Here is a 324-nt window from a genome sequence, read left to right as displayed (position 1 = left end):
ACCCTGTTAGGCAAAGGAGTCAAAGTGGGTGATGCCGCACCGGATTTTCGTACCGTGAATGCCCAATTTGAACCACGCAGCTTAAATGATTACCAAGGCAAAGCGGTTCTATTGAGTGTAGTTCCGAGCTTAGACACTGGCGTGTGCAGTATTCAAACAAAGCACTTCAATGAAAAAGTGGCCAGCGAATTCCCTCAAGTCGCTATGTTAACCGTCAGCACTGATTTACCTTTTGCGCAAAAACGTTATTGCGCCGCAGAGGGAATTGACAAGCTAGAGACTCTCTCAGATGCAGTATGGCGAGATTTCGGTGAGCAGTATGGT

General features: G+C 47.2%; 1 protein-coding gene. It reads left to right on the top strand.

Going from position 1 to position 324, the window contains the following annotated elements; translation table 11 throughout:
- A partial coding sequence (locus CWC14_RS18715) for a thiol peroxidase (protein ID WP_138564377.1) occupies positions 1-324 on the top strand: 324 nt, incomplete at both ends.

Source organism: Pseudoalteromonas sp. S3260 (genome assembly GCF_005886925.1).
Taxonomy (GTDB): domain Bacteria; phylum Pseudomonadota; class Gammaproteobacteria; order Enterobacterales; family Alteromonadaceae; genus Pseudoalteromonas; species Pseudoalteromonas tetraodonis.
This window is presented reverse-complemented; position numbering and strand designations above follow the sequence as displayed.